Below are 19,045 nucleotides of genomic sequence, written 5' to 3' on the forward strand. Positions count from 1 at the left end.
CACATTCGTGAGCGAACTACCTCTTTGACTAACCAGTAATTGATGTCAAACAATTGATGCGACCGTGTTCGTTTTAAGAAATAAACATTTTTGTCTAGCTTACAGCGTAAAGACTTCCTTTAACTCCTGTGTCACTGGCGAATCATCCGGATTTGTTTCCATAAGTTCTGCCATGTACTGCCACCATTTTTGGTTGATCTCGGTTGCCGCTAACTGCTGCCAGCGGGTTTCATCTTCAATCTCAAGGTAGCCAAACAACGCAAGGCTTTCTGGATCTAAGAAAATCTGGTAGCTTTTCGCCCCGTGTGCTATGAGCTGCTCTTTTAGTTCTGGCCATAGTTCGCGATGCCGTTTTTCATATTCTGCTTCATAACCAGGATGTAGCTTCATCCGAATCGCTTTTTTGATCATCTTTGTCTGCTCCTCTCTTTATTACGTAAGGTGTTCTGCTTAACAAAATGAAACCAATAGTTCAGTAAATGCTAAAACTGTCAGTGATTGCCCGTAAGGCATTGCTGTAATCGCGATGTTTTTGTAGTACTCCAAGTCTTCTCCCATTCCAGTACCGATGGAAACATTTTGGACTTCTCCATCTTCTGCGACTTGTTCGATCAAACCGGCTAACGCTTTATAGGCAACATCTTCCCAAGCTTTGTCAATGTAACGCTTATGAACGGCTTTTAAAATCCCATAGGCAAAACCAGCCGTCGCAGAAGCCTCCACATACGAGCTAGGATCATCTAACAAGGTGTGCCACAAACCACTTTCATCTTGCATTTCTTGCAAGGCAGCTAGTTGGTCTAAGAGGGTATTGATCAAGAAGCCTCGTAACGCATCTCCTTCTTGCAAGTCGAGAATGTCAATGATCTCAGGAATCGCAATGGTGATCCAGCAGTTGCCTCTTGCCCAAAGCGCTTGCGCATAATTGTGGCGTTCTTCAAAGGTCCAGCCGTGGAACCAAAGACCAGTTTTTTTATCAACTAAGTATTTGATATGGATCATAAATTGTTGTTTTGCTTCTTCGATATAGGCCGGACGATTCAGCAACATGCCAATTTTCGCCAAAGGCAAAGCGGTCATCATCAAGGTATCGTCCCAAAGCTGGTTGCGATTTTCTGGTCCATAGGTCGCATGCTGCAGACCATTTTCATCGGTTCGCGGCATATCATGCATGACCCATTCCGCCCATTGTTCAAGGTACGGCAAGTAACGAGAATCTTTGGTGTCTTCATAAAGATACGCCATTGCCAAAAGCGGCGCCATCGTGTTGACATTTTTAGGCGGCGCGCCTTCTAACATCCGCTGCTCAAACCATTCTTCCACAACTTGGAGCGCTTTGGGATTTTTGGTGATTTGGTAGTTTTTATAAATGCCGTATAGTCCCACCCCTTGCGGCCAGTTCCAAATCCCCCAGCTTTTATCATCAACGATCAAGCCGTCAAAGTCTAATAGAAATTCGCCATTATCATCCTTGATCGTCGTTAAATTTTCGATCATGCGATCAATTTTTTCTTCTACAACACGTTTTTCCACAAATAACTGTTCTAAAATCACCATTGGGTTCATCCTCTCATTTCTCTTTGATAGATTGATCGTAACACGCTTACATTTACATAAAAATAGCAGTTATTGACACTTTACTATCTATTCTTGTATGATAAAAACAAACGAGTACGAAAGGAGCCAATCATGGAGAAGCAAAGTGCGGATACGATGATCAACGATCGTTTTGAGGCCTTTCATATCAAAGACATCGTAGAAGAAAACAATACCCTTTATCATTACCATAGTTTTTATGAGATTCACTGTACCTTAAAAGGATCAGCGGTCTTCTTTATCGATGGCGGAGAATTCCCTCTAGAACCTGGTACGATCATCTTGATTCCTCCAAACGTCTTGCATCGAATCGTTCATCAAACTTCTGATTTTTTCGAGCGAACCTACCTGTATATCAATCCTAGTTATCTCGCTGCCCTCTCCACTACCCAAACAGATCTCACTGCCTGTTTTCGTAGCAACGGCGGCATCAACAGTCGTATTTTATCGATCGATGCCGACCAACTAGACCAGCTATTGCGTCCTTTACGCAAAAAAACGGATAGCAATTATGGCACCGACTTACTTTATCAAAATCATTTGATTGCGTTTTTGATTTCCATCAATACGATTGCCTATCAGGAAAAAGAACCGCTATTTTTATCCGACTCACTCTATAAAAATAAAGACATTTTGGCTGCTATTACCTATATCAATCAGCATTTGACCGCTGATCTCTCCTTAGAGACCGTCGCCAAAGCCCTTTTCATGAGCCCATACTCGCTTTCAAGGACCTTCAAAAAAGAAACTGGCGTCGCCTTTCATGCCTATGTGGTAAAGAAACGACTCTTAAAGAGCAAAGAAATTTTACGTAAAACCAGAAGCGCCACCGCCACGTTCGAAGCTTGCGGCTTCAACTCCTATACCCATTTTTTACGCTGCTTTAAACAAGAATTTCAGCTGACACCAAAAGAATTTTTACAAGAAGAAGCCCAAAATCAGTTTGTCCGTTTTACGCATTTTGCAGGGAAAAAATAGCAAGCCGTTGCAAAGCGCCAATCATTGGCTCGTGAAAAAAGAGTTGCTGCTTCCCTTTCCTGATGTTAGATGACACAATACAAAAAGAATGACACGAGGAAATGTGTCATTCTTTTTGTATGCTATAAAACTTCCCCATTTGAAGCGATCACTTTTTTATACCACTCAAAGGATTTTTTCTTGGTTCGTTTCAAGGTGCCGTTGCCTTGATCGTCTCGATCCACGTAGATAAAGCCGTAGCGTTTACTCATTTGACCGGTGCTGGCTGCTACAAGATCAATACAACCCCAAGTAGTATAACCAAGTAGTTCCACGCCATCGATCGTCACTGCATCTTTGAAGGCTTGAATATGTTTTTTTAAATAGTCGATCCGATAATCGTCTGCGACAAACCCATTCTCATCAGGGGTATCGATCGCCCCTAACCCATTTTCTACGATAAACAACGGTTTTTGATAGCGATCATACAATTGATTCAATGAATTTCTCAGTCCTAACGGATCAATCTGCCACCCCCACTCAGTCGATGATAGATGTTCATTTTTAATTGATGGAAAGAGATTCCCTGTCGCTTGCGCATAGTCTTCTGGGTGGGCACTGACCGTTCGCGAACAGTAATAAGAAAAACTGACAAAATCAACAGGAGAAGCCGCTAAAATCGCCTCGTCCTCAGGTGTTATTTTGATTGTTAAGCCTTCTCGCTCAAATTTTTTCAAGGCATAATTGGGGTATTTGCCTCGGGCTTGCACATCGATAAAGAAATAGCCTTCGCGATCACGATCGATTGCTTCTTGGTAATCTTCAGGTCGGCAAGTATAAGGATAATGACTGCCACCAGCCAGCATACAACCAACTTGATTGGTCGGATCGATTTCATGAGCCTTTTGGGTTGCTAAGGCACTGGCGACTAACTGATGATGCGCTGCTTGGTATTTGATTTCTTGACGATTGTCCCCTTCTTTAAAGACGATCCCGCCACCTACAAAGGGCTGATGCAGCAAAATATTGATTTCATTGATCGTCAGCCAATATTTGACCAACCCGCGATAGCGTTGGAAGACGGTTTCCGCATAAGTCACATAGAAATCAATGAGTCGGCGATTTTTCCAGCCACCAAATTCCTTGATCAAATGCAGCGGAACATCGAAGTGGGCAATCGTGACTAATGGCTCGATTTGATGTTTTCTCAATTCTTTGAAGATTTTCTCATAAAAAAGCAGTCCTTCTTCGTTGGGCGCTTCGTCATTGCCATTCGGAAAAATCCGTGACCAAGAAAGTGACATCCGATACACGTTAAACCCCATTTCGGCAAAAAGGGCAATATCTTCCATATAATGGTGGTACATATCAATGGCCGTTTGGGCTGGATAAAAAGAATCTTCCTGCCATTCCAACATTTCCAGTTCACCCGCAGCGACCTTTGCGCGATCAGGACCAGTTGGTAAGAGGTCGACATTTGATAAGCCACGTCCTCCTGCTAATACACCACCTTCTGCTTGATTGGCAGCCGTTGCACCGCCCCATAAAAAATCATCTGATAATCCCATGTTATTTCCTCCTAAACTTTGACTACAAGTACTTCCTCTTCTTTAGCTACCAAACCTTCTTTCACACGTTCGACTGCGGTATATTGTGGTGTATTGGTAACGATGATCGGTACTTGTGTGACATATCCTGCAGCTTTTATCTGCGGTACATCAAACGTCAGCAATCGCTGCCCTTTTGTAACTTTTTGCTCTGCTTCTACTAAAGCATCAAAATACTGACCATTTAGTTCCACTGTGTCTAAACCGACATGGATCAACAATTCGATTCCGGTGTCTGAAACCAAGCCAATCGCGTGTTTGGTAGGAAAAACAGCAGCGACTTTTCCATCAAAAGGCGCAATGACTTCACCGATGGGTTCATCGACCGCAAATCCTTTTCCGAGTGCTTCAGAAGCAAATGCGTCATCTTTGACTTGATTCAACGGAATCACGATTCCCGGTACAGGATTGATCAAGCCGGTATCTTCTAGTACTACTGCTTTCATCTCCGGAACATCAATTGTCACTTTTGTTTCATATTTGAAACTTAAGACATAGGTAACGGCCCCACTCACCACAGCTGCAATCACCAATGCGATAATGATGTTCCAAAAATAGCGCATCGTATCATCACCGATATATAGTAAGATTGCTGGGAGACCAGACGAACCGGTCGCAAAGCGATGCGTATTGGTCAAGCCAGCATACAAACCACCAGAAGCCCCACCAATCATTGCCGCAACCAACGGATATTTTTTGGGCAAATTGATGCCATATAAAGCGGGTTCGGTAATCCCCATGTAGGCAGTGATTGCCCCTGATACCGCCAACTGCTTAGTTTTTTTCTCTTTCGTACGCAATGCGACAACTGCTACTGCGGTTGCTTGAGCAATGTTTGAGACCAATGCCCCTGGACCAAAAATACTGTCATACCCAAGTTCTGCCATTTGCATCACCCCTAAAGGAGCAATCCCATTGTGCAATCCAAACATCACCATGATTGGCAAAAAGCCCCCAATCAAAACCGCTGGAACCCAGCTAGCATGGACACTTAAGAAGGTAAAGAAAGTTGCCAAATAACCACCCAAGATACTACCGATCGGTCCAAATAGCGAGAAGGCTAATGTACCCATTATCAAGAATGTTAGCATCGGAACAAAAACCAGCTCCACTGATTTTGGAATCACTTTGTTCAAAAACTTTTCGACATAGGATTGGAAAAAAATCACGATCAGGATCGGAATGACTGATCCCGTATAATTTGCTAATGTAAAAGGAATAACCCCAAAAAAGTGAACGGGTTCGCCTGCTGTGACCAAGGCACCCCAATTAGGATGCATCATCATAGCAGCCACTGAAGCCGCTAAAATCGGATTGCATCGCAATTTTTGTGCCACAGTGAAGGCCAGGATCATTGGTAAGAAGAAGAAAACACCATCTGCAAAAAGATTCAGCATGTAATAGGTTTGCGAATCAGCCGTGATCACATCAAAAACGATCAATAAAGCCAAAACTGCCTTAACCATTCCGGCACCGGACAGTGCGGGAATAATTGGTTGAAACGTTCCTGCCACAAAATCGATCACTGCAGCTGCTGGTCCTTTTTTCTCCCCAGGTTCCGACGCCCCTGATGATTGAAGCGAAACCAATTTTGTGACTTCTTCATAGACATCTTTGACATGTGTTCCGATCACGACTTGATGTACCCCTGCGTTATTGATGTATTTGGCAACCCCATCGAGCGCCTCTAGTTCTCCTTGATCTATACGCTTATCTTCATTGACTTTAAAGCGCAATCGGGTTTGACAGTGATAGGCATCCGTGATATTTTCTTGTCCCCCCAGATACTGGACGATTTTTTTTGCTAATGATTGATAATTTTCACTCATACATTCCACCCCTAAATAAATTTCAAAGAAAATCTATGTTGTATGTGCTTACCGGTATAACATACTGTTCTTTCTGCCAGCAATGTACCATTTATAGAGAGCGTTTCCAATATATTTTCCTAAAGACGAAATGGATTTCATCTTTTCATTAAAAACCGCTCTTTTTTCGAAATCCATTCCATTAAAAGACCAAACATCGCCTTGACGAAGCCACTAGAAACAATGATATAATTTACTAGATGATTGTGTTACTTTTGATTTATCGCGATCATAATAGGCTTTTTCAACGTAATGGACCCACCAACCGAAAAAGAGCGCCCCGATGATCCCGCAACAACGGATCAAACCACTGCTTCTTCCCCCAACCATTGAAGCAATCCTTACTGAATCAACGATTTGGTCTAGCCTGTTATGAACGGCTATTCTGGGTTGGATTTATAAAAAACAGGCGAAGGGAACGAAGAAACATGACAAACGCGAAACAAGCAATACCCCCAAAAACGATTTTCTTTCATGAAGAAGCTTTTCAAAAAACAGATCAAACGATCATTCGCTGGTTAGGAAACTCCGGTATTCTTCTAAACAGCCGTGGTACATGTATCATGGTCGATCCGGTCTTAGAAGGATTTGACCTGCCGTTACTGATCGATCTGCCAATCAAACCGACGGCAGTCCCTCACTTAGATGCGGTATTGATCACCCATTCAGATAATGATCACTACGGCATTCCGACGATTGAAAAATTAGTCCCGATTACCGATAGCTTCCATGGACCCAAATATGTTGCCGAACTTATGCAAGAGCACTTTCAAGTTGCTGCCCAAGGTCACGAAATCTATGATTCATTCACCGTTAAAAATTTGGAGATTTCTTTAACAAAGGCGTATCACCTTTGGCAAAATGAGACGACAAAATTTGACCGTGTCTTCCAAATTGAGGACTATTGCGGCTTTTGGATCGATACTCCGGATGGTTCCTTGTGGATTCCTGGCGATTCTCGTCTTTTACCAGAACAATTAGAGATGCCTCAACCAGATGCGATCTTATTTGACTTTAACGACAACGCTTGGCATATCGGCTTTGAGAACGCCGTGAAACTGGCAAATACCTATCCTCATGCTGAATTGATCCTCTCCCATTGGGGAACAGTGGATGCTCCGCATATCGATGCTTTTAATGGGGACCCTGAAGCTTTGTACGATCGGATCGTCAATCCGAAACGGATTCGTCTAGTTGCTGCCGGTGAGCCGATCGAATTGAAATCAACCACTTCCAACAATTTAGAATAGGGAAAAAGGACCACACCGTTTTTGGTGTGGTCCTTTTATTCTTCTGCCATCTCTTTAAACGTCGTTCTTCGACTCGTTTCTAAATAACGAGCGTTGCTGATTTTCATTTGGATATTCTCCTGATAATCGAGGGAAAAAATCTGAGCAAACAAAACCGTCAAAAGGAATTGAATCGATTCTTCTGTGGAAAAATTTCCGATTTTAGAATATAGTTTTTCTCGGCTAGCAATCGTCAAGACGATCGTCGAATAGTCCCGCAAATAGTTGTCCCCACCACTCGTAAGACTGATAATTGGCACACCATTTTTCAGCAATGTTTTCACATTTTTCATAGGATAGGTCTCTGAATTATTTCCAGAATAAGAGATAAGAATGGCACAATCCTGCGGGGTCAGCGTTTGGGAAATCAAGCCCGCTTCGTCCGTATCCGCAACAAAGGCTTTTTTATGAATCGTGTTTAAGTTGCGTTTAAACAGCTGCCCGAAATACGAATTTGGACTACGCCCATAGATGACAACGTTTTGAGCGCCATTGATGAGTCGAGCGGCTTGATTCAGGTCTTTTACCGTCATAAGTGCCGCTGTTTCTTTAATCGTCTGCATGCGCAAGTTCGCCAAGTTTTCAATGATTTCTAATGTGTCTGCCGCCTCACCAAAAGGGATATTCACATCGATCGTTGCTGAGCCATCATCAAAGTGTGCCAGTTCATGCACGAAGGCATACACAAATTCTTTCCAACCGGAAAAGCCAAAATATTTTGCAAAACGGACTAACGTCGGCTTTGAGGTATGGGTCAGTTTTGCGATTTCTTCCATAGTATACTCACTGACTTTTTCCCGATTGCCTAGTAAAAAATCACCGATCGTCCTTCTTGCATCATTTTGTTTAAACGCTGCTTCTTCAATTTTTTGAAAAAGATACATCTGGTTCTCCCTTCTGATTGCTGCTGTTAGTTTTACACGTCCCATTCATTCACGTTTCTTTCTATCTAAAAGCACTGAAAGTGATGAATTGAAGACAGAAAAGCGTGGAGCACGCCAGCGTATGCCTACCCTCGTTCAAAATACAAAAAGAATTTATTTCCCAAAAGGGCGATCATACCAATCAGACATAGCATGCCCCCTGATAAGATCATCTGCATCCCTGCTGTTTCATTGCCGCTGACTAGTATCAGCAAGCGTGATGCATAGGGTGCGAGCGTGACCCCTAAATTGTAAGCAACGATCGAGACGGTCGTGCCAAACTTAGCTTCTGCTTCACCACCAGTCGTCAGCAAGTGGGTGAAAAAAGGCATGATGCTGCGAAAGGCAAAGCCTAATAATAAAGAACAACCCAAGAGTAGCCCCACTGTCTGCAATGGATAAGTCAAATAGATGCTGCTTCCTGCAAGCAATGCCGCAATGGGCAGCAACCAGCGATGTAGGCGACTGTATATCAAGCCAAAGGCATTGCCGGCGATAAATGCTCCCGTCGCAATGGCGGCAATCATGTTACTGCCTTCAGTGGCGTCCCCGATTCCTTTTTCCAATAACAATGGTGTGATCTGTAAATTGTAATTAATAAATAAGACAACGATTAGAAACAAGAGCACACCCAGAACGAATGATCGCTGTTTCCGTTCTTTTGAAACCGTGACGTTCGCCAATAACGTCTCATTAGTCACAGCCTGTGTTTCGTTTGGAATAAACAGCTGGACAAAGAAGAGACTGATCAGGGCAAAGCCATAAACCAAGAAGGACATTTCCCAACTGATTTTCACTAGCTGCCCAACCAGCAAAGTCATAAAGATACCACCTAAACCACCGACGGCACTTTCTAATCCAAGAGCTTTGGCTTTCTTTTGCGGCTCATTTTGAAACAGCAAACTAATCATTTGAATCGCCAAACGATTGAATAAGCCGATCCCGAAGCCAAGAATCCCTCGAGAAAGAAACAAGACGGGAAAGCTCCCCTGATACCATGCCGGCAGCGTGCCAAAAACCGCCACAATGACCAAGCCGGTGACCATCGTGTATTTTTTGCCGATCCTTTTTTCGATCATGCTGGTAGTAAAAATCCCCAGTAAAAGAAACAATGATGGAATCGTGGTCAGTAACCCAATGTAGACCGCATCAACTTCTGGAAAGCTTGCCGCAATCGCTGGGACATTGGCAGAAATCGCCGGTGCCGAATAGACAACCATTGCCACCGACAGCAGTGCCAACAACTTCATAGAAAAAAATTTCATAAATACCCCTTTCCTTAAAAACACCTTTTCTTCCTTGTCTCTGAACCCAATAGTCCAAGATGACAAAGTGATCCTTTCACTACCTTATTATTCGCTAGATTGTCCTCGTTGACCAATGCTTAACGCGCTTGGGCTTTATGCTTGAAAAGCATTGGTCTTCTGTATTCTACTAGGTTTCTATGGCGATTGCTGGAACTCATTTATGTTTGTCTAAAAAAAGAAACCTTGCAGTATGTTTTCTGCAAGGTTTCCTTCTTTTCATAAATCGACTGTAACTACTCAGAATGCTTTAGTGAATTGATTGCTTTAACTGTTCCATAACGTCTTTCGTAATTGTCTCAACGGTGATACCAAGTTCAGATAAAACGTCCGCTGCCCGGTAATTATCATAAAATTTCTTTTCTAAGCCATAGTTTTTGACGACAATCTCACGATCACCCAGGTAGCTGGCAATCATTTGTCCATAGCCACCCTCTCGTATGCCATCTTCCAACGTGACAACGAGTTTGTGCGATCGTGCCACAGCATCCAACAACTCTTTGTCGACCCCTGAAATAAACTTAGGATTGATCACCGTTGGCGTAATTCCATGTTGCATTTTCAATTGTTCTGCGATCTCTTCCGCTAGCGCATAAAAGTTCCCAACACCGACGATGGCTACCTGCGTGCCAGCTTGAGTCACTTCATTTTTTTGATCACTGTAGTCAGTAGAGACTGTCACTGCCATTTCGTTGACAGGTCCAACCGGTACCCGGATCGCAACTGGTGCGTTGGTTTGTTCCAGCGACCAATCCAACATTGCCAGATATTCTTCTTTAGAGGTTGGCGCAAGATAAATAAGGTTGGGAATATGTGCCAAAAATGGAATATCAAAAATTCCCAAATGGCTCTCGTCATTCATGCCGTGAATCGATGCACCATATACCAGAATCGTTCCAGGCAGATGATTTAAGGCCAAATCATGGGAAATTTGATCAAAACTACGTTGCATAAAGGTAGAAAAAACGGCCCAGACAGGTTTTGCTCCATTTTTTGCTAACCCAGCAACCATCGATACCGCATGTTCTTCTGCAATACCTACATCTACAAATTGTTTGCCTGCTTTTTCTCTTTGTTCCGGAGAAAAAAGCAGCATCGGTGTACCAGCGTTTACTGCCACGACTTTAGGATCTGACGCCATTTTTTCTAATAAATAATCCGTCGTTAAGCTATTGTACGTTACTTGATTGCCGCCAGTAGAAATATATTCGCCGGTTTCTAAATGAAAGGGACCGCCTGCATGAAACTTTTCACGATTTTCTTCCGCAAACTTGAAGCCTTTGCCTTTGATCGTATGAATGTGTAATAAAACAGGATGATCAACATCTTTCACTTTTTCAAATAAAGCAATCAATGCAGCGAGGTCATTTCCTTCATCCAAATAGTGGTACTCAAAACCAATCGCTTTGAACAGATTGTCTGCTGCTTGCCCCTTTGTTTCCCGCAATACTCGCAAATTCTGATACATCCCCCCATGGTTTTCTGCGATCGATTGGTCATTGTCGTTGAGGACCACGATGGTATTGGTGCCTAATTCCACGATATTGTTCAAGCCTTCAAACGCTAACCCGCCTGATAGAGAACCATCACCAATCACGGCAACGACGTTATACGTTTCATTTTTTAGGTCACGGGCTTTCGCCACACCATTTGCCAACGAAACTGACGTGGAGGTATGACCGACCGTAAAGAGATCGTGCTCGCTTTCTTTCGGATTCGTGTAACCAGAAACCGCATCATACTGCGCAGCATCAAGAAAGGCATGGGCGCGTCCCGTCAACATTTTATGGATATAGGTCTGATGGGACACATCAAAAATCAGCTTATCTGTGGGGGAATCAAAGACTTTATGCAACGCAATCGTCATCTCAACCATCCCCAGATTGGGGCCATTGTGCCCCCCATGGTGACTGATTTTTTCCAATAAAGCAGTTCGTGCTTCTACTACCAGTTCTTGAAGTTGCCCACTGGTCAATTCTTTTAACGCTTTGGGGCTTTTGATTTTTTCTAATAACATGTACGTACCTCCTGTAAAAATATTCGAATGATTCGTGCGTTTACTCACAAGGAAAAAGACACGAAATCGAAATGAGTGGATCGTTCTCTAGAATGAAAAACGTGGCCATCGGAGCTAGACGCTCTTTTTAGAATTCCTGTCAAACCTAGAAATAGCAAGTTATCCTAAAGGGAAATCGTGATTTTTTGAGTTTCAACAATCGCTGCTCATTTCTTCTATCTAAAAAGATACCACCTAGAGTTCACTTTAGGTCAAGCACTTTTTGTGAATTTATTCTATTTTGATCCTATCTTTACTGCATGCCCGCCATAATGATACAAAAAAAAGATAAGAAGCGCTTGCTTCTTATCTCGGATTTTACTTGTTCAATGGTCATTCTTAAGAAACCTAAATTTTTTCATTGACCACTTATTCTTCTTTCTCTAAGCCAACAAGCACTCGCTGTTTACGGTTCGATTCTTCTGCAACAAAGTTTAAAACTGTTTTCAATTCGCTAGGCGTTGCCTTTTTCTGTATGATCGAGAAGTTTCGATGATATTTTATCATGATTGTTTCTACTTTTTCTTTCTCAGTCATTGAGCTTCTCCTCCAATTCTTCCTTTGTGTATGTTAATGGCAAAGCGAACGATACATTGTCAACTGCCATCAACGTATGAGAATGGCGATTTTGAAAATCTTTTATAAAAATATTAACGGTCACATTTTCTTTATACAATTCCTTCATTTTAATCAAGTTATATCTTGATTGAAAAAAAGCATTTATAAAATGTTCTTTAGGAACAAAGCGTCCTTCTATTTTTTCACGTTGCTTCGTATAATTCCAAGCAATAAAAGGATCTTGATAGACATAATAGATAAGCACATCATAATTCTTTTTTAAGCATCGCGCAATATTTTGATCAGCTTTTTTAGTGGGTGAAACAAGAATCATTTATTGCGAGAAGTAAGATGGCAAAAATTTCTGTTAATGAACTATACGCAAAAAAACAGACTACATTTGTCATGCAGTCTGCTTTTCCAACTTTTTCTTAATTTAGTGTTTGTCCCACTGTTTTCCGAAAGATTGTTGTTGTGATTCGACATGTCCTCGATGGCCATATACAGGTATTTGATTCAATTGGTTTTCAATTACTTGAAACTCGGTATCTGTAAGCTGTACATCCCAAGCAGCTAGATTTTCCAAAATCCTGCCTCGATTTTTTGATCCAGGAATCGGCACTGCATTCGGGTACTTGTGAAGCATCCACGCCAATGAAATTTGGGCATTTGTCGCCTGCTTTGCTTGAGCGACTTCTGCTAGCATATTTAAAATCGGTTGATTGGCTACGAGGTTTTCTTTAGCCAGCTGAGGGACGAATTTGCGAACATCATCCCCTTCAAAGGATGTATCTGGTGTGACTTTTCCAGATAAAAACCCACTAGCGATTGGTGAAAAAGGAACGACGGCGATCTCGTTCTCAAGACAATAGGGGAAAATCTCTCGCTCACAATCACGCTCAACCATTGAATAGAGATTTTGCACAGCACCAACGGGGGTAATCCCATGTGCTTTAGCAAGTGTCTCCACGGAAACTTGTGAGAGTCCCCATTCTCTGATCATACCTTCTTTGATCAATCGTCCCATCACCTCAGCTATTTCTTCTATAGAAATCTGTTCATTGATTCGATGAAGATAATAGAGATCAATATAATCGGTGCGCAGTTTTTCCATTGAAGCAACCAAATGGTTACGGATGGCTGTGTAAAGAGTTGTGCTTTCATTCACTTCTTTTTCGTCGAGATGATACTTGGTGGCAAGAACAACTTTGTTTCGAAAAGGCGACAGTGCTTTACCCACCAACTCCTCATTATGTCCAGAATAAAACATTTCTTTTCCATAAGCTTCTGCTGTATCAAAAAATGTACAGCCAAATTCGTAAGCTTTGCGAATAGATGCAATACTCTCTTTTTCTTCTGGCACCTTTCCATATCCGTGAGAAAACCCCATACACCCCATTCCGATTGGCGAAACTGCTAAACTTCTGATTTTTCTATTCTTCATATTACAATTCCCTCCTCCATCGATACTTTGTGTGCTCGCTAAGCTAGCTAAACTTTAGCATCTTCGAGTCACTCGAAGTCAAGGAGTTTCTAACAATCATTTTCCTTCCACCTTTTGTCTTTTTGAGGCTCTCAAATAGGAAGCTACTTTTCTCCACAAAATTATCTGTGCTATAATACGCGATATAAAAAGAAAATGATCTACAACAGTTTTTACTAATACGTTCAAACGACTTGCTTGACTACAGCAAATTATGAAAGGCGTGACCAACATTTACTCTATCAAAGAAGCAGCCACGATCACTGAATTGTCTGAACACACGATTCGCTATTATACCGATATGGGTTTGGTTCCTAGTTTGATCAGGGACAAAAACAATAGACGGGTTTTTAATCAGACTTCCATCAATTGGTTAACTGGTATCAAGAATTTGCGCGAAACAGGCATGTCTTTAGAAGCCATTAAGCATTATATTTCGCTTTGCCTCCTTGGCGATTCGACGATCAAAGAAAGAGCCGACATCATTCAATCGCAAAAAGAAAAAGCGCTCGTTAAACTTACAGAAGCGCAAAAACGAGTCGCTTATTTAGAAAAGAAAAGCAATACCTATCAAGAGCTCATCAACCAGAAAACAGCTTCTAACGATCCATTGAATCCGGCAACTTGGGAGGAGGAAGCAGTATTGCGGAATAGAACTTGAATGAAGATATTTTACCAATGATTTGGATCAATAGACACTTAATTTTTTGATGATTATATTCGTATAGTGCTGAAATAGACTATTCATTACTAAAAAACTGCCATTAAACAGGATTCATTCCCTGCTTAATGGCAGTTTGCTTATTTCCGATACATCTTCAATTCCAAGAACAAATCATTATAGATGCCAAGATACTCAGCACCTAAGTTTTCATAGACTTCGAGGTGTTCCATCAATTCATCGGATGGGTAGAATTGTTCGTCTTCGGTGATCTCGTCTGGCAGTAAGGCCATGGCTTCTTGGTTAGGTGTGGAATAGCCGATGTATTCTGCGTTTTGTGCAGCATTCTCGGGTTCTAGCATAAAGTTCAAGAAGGCGTAAGCACCGGCTTCGTTTTGTGAGGTCTTAGGAATGACCATATTATCAAACCACAGGTTGGAGCCTTCCGAAGGGATCACATAATGAATGTGTTCGTTTTCGTACATCATGTCGGCTGCTTCCCCAGAAAATGTGACCGCAACCGATGCTTCTTCATTGGCCATGTACATCTTGATTTCATCTGCGACGATGGCTTTGATGTTTGGGGTCATGGTCCGCAGCTTATTGAATGCCTCTTGCAGCTGATCATCGTCTTTGCTGTTTAGAGAATAGCCTAAGCTGTCCAAACCTAATCCCATTACTTCACGCGCGCCATCGATCAGCATGATGCTGTTTGCTAATTCGGGTTTCCAAAGATCGTCCCATTGGGTGATCTCACCTTCATCAAAGAATTTATCGTTATAGACGATCCCCAGTGTTCCCCAGAAATAAGGGATCGAATATTGATTGCCCGGATCAAAACTCAGGTCTAAAAAGCGAGGGTCGATATTGTCTAGCCCTTTGATTTTGCTGTGATCCAATGGTTTTAAAAGATTTTGTTCCATCATTTTCTCAATCATGTATTCACTCGGTATGGCGATGTCATAGGACGTACCGCCTTGTTGGATCTTCGTGAACATCGCTTCATTTGAGTCAAAGGTTTCATAATTGACTTTGTAGCCAGTCTCTTCTTCAAACTTACTGATCAAATCAGGGTCGATGTAGTCGCCCCAGTTGTAGATGTTGACGACCTCAGCACCTGCCATACCAGAGGAGCGTTCCAATTGACGGACACCAAAGAGCAAGATCAGGACGATCGCAACAATACCGATAATCAGAGATTGTAGTCGTTTCATCGCAGATTTGCCACCTCCACACGGCGGTTTTTACGTAATTTCTTCGAGCCGTTTTCTTTACTGATAAAGTAATAGCCTACCACCAGAATCATGGAGAATAAGAAGACAAGTGTGCTTAATGCATTGATTTCTAAACTGATTCCTTGACGTGCTCTAGAATAGATCTCTACTGATAAGGTACTAAAGCCATTGCCCGTCACAAAGAATGTCACGGCAAAATCATCAAGTGAATAAGTAAAGGCCATGAAATAGCCGGCGATGATGCCCGGTGTCAAGAAAGGCAAAATGATATTTTTGATGACTTGAAAATTATTCGCGCCTAAATCACGGGCAGCATCGATCATTGAATCGTTCATCTCTTGCAATTTCGGCAAGACCATCAATACCACGATCGGGATACTAAAGGCGATATGCGAAAGCAACACGCTGAAAAAGCCTAAGCTAAACCCACGGAACAAGTTGCCGATCATCGTAAAGAAAATCAAGAAACTGGCGCCAATGATGACATCTGGTGAAACCAGCAAAATATTATTCAAACTCAACAAGGCCGTTCTCGTTCGGCGCTTGCGGGTATAGTAGATGCCCATCGCACCAAATGTGCCAATGATCGTTGCCAGTAATGCTGATAAAAATGCCAGCATAAAGGTGTTCAACACGATGATCATCAAGCGGGTATCTTGAAAGACGGATTGGTAATGTTCAAAAGTGAAACCCGTAAAAGCATTCATGGTGCCTCCTTCATTGAAGGAATAGAAAATCAAATAAAAGATCGGCACGTACAAAAGAATAAAGACGACGATCAGATAAAGATTCGACCAGCGAAATTTTTTCATTTACGTTGCCCTCCTTTTTTCTTTTCTCCCGTAAACAACATCACGAGGAACATGGCGATGATCAAAATGACGCCGATGGTCGAACCCATGCCCCAATTTTGGGTAACGAGAAAGTGCTGCTCGATCGCCGTACCAAGCGTGATCACGCGATTGCCCCCAATCAAACGGGTCAACATGAAGAGGGAGAGCGATGGAATGAAGACGGCTTGGACGCCGCTTTTTACCCCGTTTAACGAAAGAGGGAAAATTACTCGTCGGAAAGTATCATAGCTGTTTGCCCCTAGATCGCGACTGGCACTGATCAAAGAGGGATTCATTTCTTCTAAGGCATTAAAAATCGGCATGATCATAAAGGGCAGTTCGATATAGACGGCAACCGTCAAAAAGCTGAAGTCAGTAAACAAAATCTGCTTTGGTCCAACCCCCATGATTTCTAGGAAGTTGTTGACACTGCCATGAATGCCGAAAATCCCAATAAACGCATAGGCTTTTAACAATAAGTTGACCCACGTTGGTAAGATGATCAACAGCAGCCACAAATCTTTGTGGCGCAGCTTAGTTAAGAAATACGCTGTCGGGTAGCTGATCACTAAGGTAATCAAGGTGATCAAAAAGGCATACCAAACCGAGTTTAAGGTCATGATCAAATATTTTCCCGAACCTAAGTAGCTTTGATAATTGACCAGCGAAAAGTTGCCGTTCATATCAAAAAAAGATTGGTAGATGATCAATAAGACTGGTGCAATAACAAATAGCAATAACCAAAAGACATAGGGTATCGCATAAAAACGACGCATTTTCGTCATTAGCTTTCCCTCCTAATCTTCGTAGCTCTCTAAACGAGCATCAAAATCTTCTTCGGACTCATTGAAACGCATGACGTGGATGTCTTCTGGTTCAAAGGAAAGACCGATCTTGCTTCCTTCAGTGGCTTTTCTTGTAGAGTGAACCATCCACTCGTTGCCTTGTTCGTCGTAACAAATGATCTCGTAATGCACGCCTCGGAACAATTGCGTGTCTACTTCAACGACCAGCTTGCCTTTTTCCGCCGTCGTCAAATTCAAATCTTCTGGACGGATCACGATCTCAACGGCTTCATTCGGCCGCATCCCGCCATCGACACATTCAAATTGCTTGCCGACAAATTCCACTAAGTTGTCTTCGATCATCGTACCTGTGACGATGTTGCTTTCACCGACAAAATCCGCCACAAAATGGTTGATTGGTTCATCGTAGATATCCACCGGTGTGCCGCTTTGGACGATCTTCCCTTTGTTCATAACGAAAATCTCATCACTCATCGCCAACGCTTCTTCTTGGTCATGGGTGACAAAAATAAAGGTGATGCCTAGTCGCTGCTGCAATTCCCGCAGTTCGTATTGCATGTCAGTTCGCAATTTCAAATCCAATGCGGACAATGGTTCATCAAGAAGCAATACTTTGGGTTCATTGACGATCGCTCGTGCGATTGCGACCCGTTGGCGTTGTCCTCCAGACATTTCGCTGATTTCACGATTCTCATAACCAGGAAGCTGCACTAGCCGCAACGCTTCTAAGACTTTTTTATTCACTTCATCTTTTGGTAATTTTTTGATTCGCAGACCAAATGCCACATTTTCAAAAACGTTCATATGTGGGAATAAGGCGTAATCTTGAAAGACAGTATTCACTTGCCGTTGATTGGCAGGAACGTCATTGATTCTTTGTCCATCAAAATAAACGTCGCCTTCTGTTGCGTCCGAAAAACCCGCAATGATGCGTAAGATGGTTGTTTTTCCACAACCTGAAGGACCTAACAATGTATAAAAGCGACCTTCTTCAATATCAAAACTCACTTTTTTCAAAACTGTTTCATCATCATCAAATCGCTTCACCACATTGTTGAATGAAATTATTGTTTTTCCCACACTCTTTCCTCCTGTACTATAAATAAGAATCTGTCACGACTACAAGCACACGGCTTTTTTTGCCCGCAATATTTTTTAATTGATGCGGCTCAGTCGCCTGATAATAAATCGATTGGCCTTTACGAGCCTTGTACTGCGTTTCTCCTAGTGTCAAGGCCACACTGCCCTCTAAGACATAGATAAATGTTTCTGCTAACGATGGTTCAAAGGTCTTGTATTCGCCCGCTTTATCAAAGGTCAGCAAGACTGGCTCCATTTCTTTTTCATTGGAATCGGGAATCAGCCACTTCAATTCATAGCCATTTTCTTCATCATAATAAAGCGTGCTGTCTTCTTCGCGATAAACCACTTGATGCTGCGCATTTTCTTCTCGGAAAAATTCCTCTGGTGTCACGCCTAAAACTTCTAAGATCGTAAAAAAAGTTTCCATAGAAGGCGAACTCAAATCACGCTCCAACTGTGAGATATAGCCTTTCGTCAAATCGGTCCGCTCGCCTAATTCTTCTTGGGTCAAATTCTTTTGAACGCGCAAATTGCGCAGCTTCTCGCCAATCTCCATGTTCATTCCCCCTTTGATTGACACAACTTCAAATAAAAAAGTTTGCTATAAGTAAACTTCATGTTTAATTTCACTTTTTCTAGTATACAAATAATTGCAAAAAACACAAGCCTTTTTTCTTCATTTTTTTGAAATCTTTTCTCTCTGATCAAAAAAAGGAGTGACGCTAAACGCTTGTATTATAAAGGAAAGGAGTGGCGGTCCCGTCATTTTCGCTTTTCAAAGGTTTA

Annotated in this window: 19 protein-coding genes; 3 read left to right on the plus strand and 16 right to left on the minus strand. The window is 42.2% G+C overall.

From position 1 onward, the window contains the following. Positions 1-99 precede the first annotated feature (99 nt). Together rhaM and IGJ74_RS14195 are read right to left on the minus strand one after the other, a co-directional pair. Complete coding sequence (rhaM, locus tag IGJ74_RS14190) at positions 100-411, minus strand: L-rhamnose mutarotase (protein ID WP_061053170.1); 312 nt, start codon at positions 409-411, stop codon at positions 100-102. Positions 412-450: 39 nt separating this feature from the next. Further along, on the minus strand, positions 451-1,557 hold the full coding sequence (locus tag IGJ74_RS14195; protein ID WP_008380741.1) for a glycoside hydrolase family 88/105 protein: 1,107 nt from the start codon (positions 1,555-1,557) through the stop codon (positions 451-453). Positions 1,558-1,689: 132 nt separating this feature from the next. Here IGJ74_RS14195 and IGJ74_RS14200 point away from each other — a divergent pair, with 132 nt between their 5' ends. Then, a complete protein-coding gene (locus IGJ74_RS14200) occupies positions 1,690-2,574 on the plus strand; it encodes an AraC family transcriptional regulator (protein WP_008380738.1) in 885 nt (294 codons plus the stop codon). A 122-nt stretch (positions 2,575-2,696) separates the two neighbouring features. Here IGJ74_RS14200 and IGJ74_RS14205 read toward each other — a convergent pair whose 3' ends face one another. The 3 genes from IGJ74_RS14205 to IGJ74_RS14215 form a co-directional block, all read right to left on the minus strand. Further along, positions 2,697-4,121 (minus strand): 6-phospho-beta-glucosidase, encoded by a 1,425-nt coding sequence (locus IGJ74_RS14205; RefSeq protein ID WP_086297909.1) that lies wholly within the window; start codon positions 4,119-4,121, stop codon positions 2,697-2,699. An 11-nt stretch (positions 4,122-4,132) separates the two neighbouring features. Then, the gene (locus IGJ74_RS14210) at positions 4,133-5,989 is read right to left on the minus strand and encodes a beta-glucoside-specific PTS transporter subunit IIABC (protein ID WP_016612702.1); all 1,857 of its coding nucleotides are present in this window, start codon (positions 5,987-5,989) and stop codon (positions 4,133-4,135) included. A gap of 213 nt (positions 5,990-6,202) precedes the next feature. Continuing rightward, positions 6,203-6,358 (minus strand): hypothetical protein, encoded by a 156-nt coding sequence (locus IGJ74_RS14215; protein ID WP_008380736.1) that lies wholly within the window; start codon positions 6,356-6,358, stop codon positions 6,203-6,205. A gap of 98 nt (positions 6,359-6,456) precedes the next feature. Between IGJ74_RS14215 and IGJ74_RS14220 the strand changes: the two genes are divergently transcribed. Further along, positions 6,457-7,278: an MBL fold metallo-hydrolase gene (locus tag IGJ74_RS14220; RefSeq protein ID WP_016612704.1), complete on the plus strand. Its 822-nt coding sequence runs from the start codon at positions 6,457-6,459 to the stop codon at positions 7,276-7,278. Between the two features lie 35 nt (positions 7,279-7,313). On the opposite strand, the gene IGJ74_RS14225 is transcribed toward IGJ74_RS14220, so the two are convergent. The 6 genes from IGJ74_RS14225 to IGJ74_RS14250 all read right to left on the minus strand — a co-directional run bounded on the left by IGJ74_RS14225 (position 7,314) and on the right by IGJ74_RS14250 (position 13,602). After that, entirely contained in the window at positions 7,314-8,201 is an 888-nt protein-coding gene (locus tag IGJ74_RS14225) for a MurR/RpiR family transcriptional regulator (RefSeq protein ID WP_008380734.1), read from the minus strand. A 125-nt stretch (positions 8,202-8,326) separates the two neighbouring features. Then, positions 8,327-9,505 (minus strand): MFS transporter, encoded by a 1,179-nt coding sequence (locus tag IGJ74_RS14230; protein ID WP_218192923.1) that lies wholly within the window; start codon positions 9,503-9,505, stop codon positions 8,327-8,329. A gap of 289 nt (positions 9,506-9,794) precedes the next feature. Continuing rightward, entirely contained in the window at positions 9,795-11,561 is a 1,767-nt protein-coding gene (locus IGJ74_RS14235) for a 1-deoxy-D-xylulose-5-phosphate synthase (RefSeq protein ID WP_016612706.1), read from the minus strand. A 408-nt stretch (positions 11,562-11,969) separates the two neighbouring features. Further along, positions 11,970-12,137, minus strand: coding sequence for a hypothetical protein (locus IGJ74_RS14240; protein WP_016612707.1), 168 nt, complete (start codon positions 12,135-12,137; stop codon positions 11,970-11,972). Further along, entirely contained in the window at positions 12,130-12,423 is a 294-nt protein-coding gene (locus IGJ74_RS14245; protein ID WP_275626536.1) for a zeta toxin family protein, read from the minus strand. The genes IGJ74_RS14240 and IGJ74_RS14245 overlap by 8 nt, the downstream gene beginning before the upstream one ends. 171 nt (positions 12,424-12,594) lie before the next feature. Further along, complete coding sequence (locus IGJ74_RS14250) at positions 12,595-13,602, minus strand: aldo/keto reductase (RefSeq protein ID WP_008380731.1); 1,008 nt, start codon at positions 13,600-13,602, stop codon at positions 12,595-12,597. A gap of 253 nt (positions 13,603-13,855) precedes the next feature. Between IGJ74_RS14250 and IGJ74_RS14255 the strand changes: the two genes are divergently transcribed. Continuing rightward, the gene (locus tag IGJ74_RS14255) at positions 13,856-14,302 is read left to right on the plus strand and encodes a MerR family transcriptional regulator (protein ID WP_016612709.1); all 447 of its coding nucleotides are present in this window, start codon (positions 13,856-13,858) and stop codon (positions 14,300-14,302) included. A 140-nt stretch (positions 14,303-14,442) separates the two neighbouring features. Here IGJ74_RS14255 and IGJ74_RS14260 read toward each other — a convergent pair whose 3' ends face one another. Genes IGJ74_RS14260 through IGJ74_RS14280 form a run of 5 tightly spaced genes read right to left on the minus strand, consistent with a single transcriptional unit; the run spans position 14,443 to position 18,815 of the window. Further along, complete coding sequence (locus IGJ74_RS14260; protein ID WP_077451915.1) at positions 14,443-15,516, minus strand: ABC transporter substrate-binding protein; 1,074 nt, start codon at positions 15,514-15,516, stop codon at positions 14,443-14,445. Further along, positions 15,513-16,349 (minus strand): ABC transporter permease, encoded by an 837-nt coding sequence (locus IGJ74_RS14265; RefSeq protein WP_087664696.1) that lies wholly within the window; start codon positions 16,347-16,349, stop codon positions 15,513-15,515. Before IGJ74_RS14265 ends, IGJ74_RS14260 begins: the two co-directional genes overlap by 4 nt. Next, positions 16,346-17,155: an ABC transporter permease gene (locus IGJ74_RS14270; RefSeq protein ID WP_005234157.1), complete on the minus strand. Its 810-nt coding sequence runs from the start codon at positions 17,153-17,155 to the stop codon at positions 16,346-16,348. The genes IGJ74_RS14265 and IGJ74_RS14270 overlap by 4 nt, the downstream gene beginning before the upstream one ends. 12 nt (positions 17,156-17,167) lie before the next feature. Continuing rightward, positions 17,168-18,256, minus strand: a complete 1,089-nt coding sequence (locus IGJ74_RS14275) for an ABC transporter ATP-binding protein (RefSeq protein WP_005228533.1) — start codon at positions 18,254-18,256, stop codon at positions 17,168-17,170. A 16-nt stretch (positions 18,257-18,272) separates the two neighbouring features. Further along, positions 18,273-18,815 carry a helix-turn-helix domain-containing protein gene (locus tag IGJ74_RS14280; RefSeq protein WP_015510239.1) on the minus strand — a complete coding sequence of 181 codons (543 nt, stop codon included), beginning with the start codon at positions 18,813-18,815 and terminating at the stop codon, positions 18,273-18,275. Positions 18,816-19,045 lie beyond the last annotated feature (230 nt).

The organism is Enterococcus sp. AZ009 (assembly GCF_050548785.1).
GTDB lineage: Bacteria > Bacillota > Bacilli > Lactobacillales > Enterococcaceae > Enterococcus_D > Enterococcus_D entomosocium.